The sequence below is a fragment of the Amycolatopsis sp. NPDC004368 genome (assembly GCF_053602515.1).
Genome location: NZ_JBSGDT010000082.1, coordinates 1 through 4,644, shown reverse-complemented (window position 1 = coordinate 4,644; position 4,644 = coordinate 1). Strand labels below are relative to the sequence as shown.

At 66.6% G+C, this 4,644-nt stretch carries 1 protein-coding gene; it reads left to right on the top strand.

All coding sequences use genetic code 11. The annotated features are described in order from the left end of the window. On the top strand, positions 1-4,644 hold a 4,644-nt coding region (locus tag ACWEOE_RS42015), incomplete at both ends, for an SDR family NAD(P)-dependent oxidoreductase (protein ID WP_452019423.1).

Here is a 4,644-nt window from a genome sequence, read left to right as displayed (position 1 = left end):
TCGTCGCAAGTCGATTGGTCGGCGGGCGCCGTGCGTCTGGTGACGGAGCAGAGGCCGTGGCCGGAGACGGGGCGTCCGCGGCGGGCGGCGGTGTCCTCGTTCGGCATCAGCGGCACGAACGCACACGTGATCATCGAACAACCCTCCGCTCTCGAAAGTACCGCTGACGAACCTACGCTTTACGCAGGTCACGACTCGGACGCCGCGGGCGTGAGTGGGGAGTTCCCGGGTAGTGAGATGCTGCCGTGGGTGGTATCGGGCCGGTCGCCTGCCGCCGTGTCGGCGCAGGCCGCGCGGCTGCGGGAGTGGCTGCGCAGGAGCCCGGAGACCACGGCAGCTGAGGTGGGCCTGTCGTTGGCCTCGACCCGGGCGTTGTTCGATCACCGCGCCGTGGTAGTGGGTGCGTCGTCCGAGGAACTGCTCGCAGGGCTGGACGCGGTAGCCTCCGAAGCCGTTCGCTCCGGAGTCACGCGTGGCGTCGCGAAGGATGACGGCGGCGGTGTTGGTTTTGTCTTCTCCGGTCAGGGTTCGCAGTGGCCGGGAATGGGACGAGGTTTGTACGAAGCGTTCCCGGCCTATGCGCGTGCCTGGGATCACGTCACCGATACGCTGGAAGACCTGCTGGGCGTGAGTCCGAGTTTGCGCGAGGTGGTGTGGGCTGCGGCGGGCTCACCTGAGGCGGAACTACTCGACCAGACGGCGTACGCGCAGCCGGCTCTCTTCGCGGTCGAAGTCGCGCTCGTCAGGCTGCTGAAATCATGGGGTGTGCGGCCCAGTCACGTGCTGGGCCATTCGGTGGGGGAGATCGCTGCGGCCTGGGCCTCGGGCCTGTTGTCCTTGGAGGACGCCTGCCGTTTGGTGGTGGCGCGCAGCCGGCTGATGCAGCAGCTGCCCTTAGGCGGGGCGATGGTGTCGGTCGAGGCGTCGGAGGAGGAGATCGCCGGGACGTTGCCGGAGGGGGTCTCGATCGCGGCGGTCAACGGTCCGGCTGCGGCGGTGATCGCCGGGGACGAGGAAGCCGTGCTCCAAGTGGCCCGGTCCTGGGAAGAGCGGGATCGCCGGACGAAGCGGTTGATGGTCAGCCACGCGTTCCATTCATCTCGGATGGATCCGATGTTGGACGAGTTCATGGAACTGGCAGCGGAACTGACGTTCGCGGAACCGTCTGTTCCGATGATCTCGACGGTTTACGGACGCTTCACCGACGCCGAGGTGAGCACTGCGGAATACTGGGCTCGCAACGTTCGTGAGCCGGTACGGTTCGCTGATGGTGTCGCGGTGCTGCGTGAATCCGGTGTTTCCCGCGTGCTCGAGATCGGTCCGGACTCGACACTGACCGCGCTGATCGCTTCGGTGATCGGCAGCGTCGGCGAAGCGACGGTGGCGCCGATGCTTCGCAGGGACCGGGACGAGCCCGCGACGAGCATGCACGCATTGGCGGTATTGATCGCCTCAGGTGCGGAAGCGGACTGGCACGCGGTCTACGGCCCGGCTGCCACCCTTGCGCTGCCGACCTATGCTTTTCAGCGCCAGCGGTATTGGCCCGACTCGATCCGGGGTATTAGCGGGGTTTCCGCAGCGGGCTTGACCGAGGTATCGCATCCGCTGCTGGGAGCGGCCACCCCGCTACCCCGCTCCGGCGGAATCCTCTTCCTCGGAAAGCTCGCCAGGTCCACTCATCCGTGGCTCGCCGACCACGCTGTGCGGGATGCGGTCCTCCTGCCGGCCACCGCTTTCGTGGAGATGCTTTTCCACGCTGCGAACGAGGTCGGGTGCGATGTCGTCGACGAACTGACTCTGCACAGGCCGCTCGTCCTTCCCGAACACGGCGCCGTCACGGTGCAGGTGCTCGTGGATGGTCCGGAACCGGACGGCTCATGTTCGGCCACGGTGTATGCCGGCTCAGGCTCGGAATGGGCCGAGCATGCCACTGCGGTGCTGAGCACGTCCGAACACCCCGCTGTTGCGCCGATGGGCGACTCGTGGCCGCCGGTCGGTGGGATCGCAGTGGACCTGGCCGGCTTCTACGAGGAAGCCGAGAGGTCCGGCCTCACCTACGGACCGGTCTTTCGAGGGTTGCGAACCGCGTGGCGAAAGGGCTCCGAAGTCTTTGTGGAGGCGAGCCTTACGGAGGCAGCCGGCGGCACGCCAGGGGGATTCGGCCTGCACCCTGCCTTGTTCGATTCCATCCTCCAGGCGGGGATGTTGATCGCACCCGGCCGGGTGGCCTTGCCTTTTGCTTTCCAGGGACTTCGGCTGTATGCCACGGGAGCGAAGGCACTCAGGGCCAGGTTGACCGTCACGGGAGAGCACTCCATCGCCGTGACCGTCACAGACGACCAGGGCGGACTCGTCGCGAGCGCAGCCGAGCTCGTCATTCGTGACGTCGATGCCGGTGACCTCATCGCGCCGGTGCCTCGTGGCGAACCGAGTTTGTTCCGGCTTGCGTGGATCCGTGCTGATGATCCGGGAGCGCCCGGTGTGCTGCCGTCGGCCGTCTTGCTCGATGGGGCGGGGCTGGCCGACCCGGAACGGCTCTTGGCGGAGGCACGCGAGTACGACCGCGACGCCGACCTCGTGGTACTGCCCGTGCGGACGGATTCGGACGCCGGAATCGAGGACGTCCACCAGGTTCTGCACAGTGTGTTGAGGGTGGTCCAGGCGTGGACCCTCGATCCTCAGTGGGCTTCTTCCCGCCTGGTTTTCGCCACCCGATCGGCGATCAGCGCGGATCCGGCGGACGACACCGCCGTCGACGTCGTCGCCGGTGCGGTGTCCGGGCTTCTGCGGACGGCCATCCGTGAGTACCCAGGACAATTCGCCCTCGTGGACCTCGATCCGGAGGTGCCGTGGGCTGACGGACTGGCTGCGGTGCCGGTGTCGATCGTCCCCTGGTTGGAACTTGGCGAGGCGGAATTCGTCATTCGCGGTGGTGAGACGCACTATCCGAGGCTGGTCGAGCTTGCTGACGACACAGTCGCGCCGGCGACCGAGTGGAATGCCGAAGGGACTGTGCTGATCACCGGTGGCACCGGTGGCCTGGGCGCCCAGGTTGCACGGCACTTGGTGACCGAGCGTTCGGTACGCCGGCTGCTGCTGGCGAGCCGATCCGGTCTGGCCGCACCGGGAGCCGAACAGCTTCGCGAGGAACTGACCGCTCTCGGCGCGCGCGTCGACGTCAGGGCGTGCGACGTCTCCGATCGCGAAGCTCTGGCCGACTTGCTGGCGCAGGTAAATCCTGTTCATCCGTTGACCGCCGTGATCCACACGGCAGGTGTGCTGGACGATGCGACCATCGGCGCGCTAGGCCCCGATCAGCTCGACCACGTGCTGGGAGCGAAAGCTGACGGAGCCTGGTATCTCCATGAGCTGACTCTCGAACGGAACCTGGCCGCCTTCGTCGTCTTCTCATCGCTGTCCGGGGTTCTCGGCAATGCCGGCCAGGCCAATTACGCTGCCGCCAACACGTTCCTGGACGCACTCGTATGCAGCCGCCAGACTATGGGCTTGCCCGCACTCTCCCTGGCCTGGGGCCCGTGGACCCAAGAGGCCGGCGCGACCGGCGAGTTGACCGAACACGACATGAACCGGATGTCCCGGCGCGGTTTTCCAGCGATGTCGGTCGAGCAAGGCCTCGCGATGTTCAGTTCGGCGCTCGACGCGGACCAGCCGGTGGTGGTGGCGACGGCGTTCGACTTGGCGGCCGTGCGCGATTCTGGAGAACCGGCGCCCCCTGCCCTGCGCCTGCTGGCCAGGAGCGTCGTCCGCAGGACGGTCGGGTCGGCCTCGCCGGGCAGCAACCTGATCACGCGACTGCGTGCCGCCGAAGTAGACGATCGGCTGGATCTGCTGGTCGCTGCGGTACGTGAGCAGACCGCTGCGGTCCTGGGCTACGACACCGCCGTGAAAATTGGGGCTGATCGGAATTTCCAAGGACTGGGCTTCGATTCGCTGAGCGCGGTTGAGTTGCGAACCAGGCTGAGTGCGGAGCTTGGTATCCGGCTCTCGCCCACATTGATCTTCGATCACCCGACGCCGACTGCGCTGGCCCGGTTCTTGCAGGCGGAGACGTTCGGTCAGGAGGTTGAGACACACCCAGGACCAGACGACGTACCGGAGCCCGTTGCCGACGATCCGATCGCGATCGTGGGCATGGCTTGTCGTCTGCCCGGCGGTATCGCTTCTCCCGATCAACTGTGGGAGCTGGTTCGCGACGAAGTCGATGCCGTCGGCGAGTTCCCCAGTGACCGTGGCTGGGACTTGAACGCCTTGGCCGCGGCTTCGGCCACGTCGTCGGGGGGATTCATCGAAGACCCTGCGACATTCGACGCGGCATTCTTCGAGGTCTCCCCGCGGGAGGCCCTGAGCATGGATCCTCAGCACCGGCTGCTGCTGGAATCCTCCTGGGAGGCGCTGGAAGACGCCGGAATTACCCCGGGGACGCTCAGGGGAAGCCGGACCGGGGTTTTCACGGGCCTCATGTACCACGATTACGCGAGCATTCTTCCGGCCACCGCTGAATTGATGGGCCTGCGGGGGAACGGCAGCACCGGCAGTATGGCTTCGGGTCGGGTGGCGTATTCGTTTGGTTTTGAGGGTCCTGCTGTGACGGTGGATACGGCGTGTTCGTCGTCGTTGGTGGCG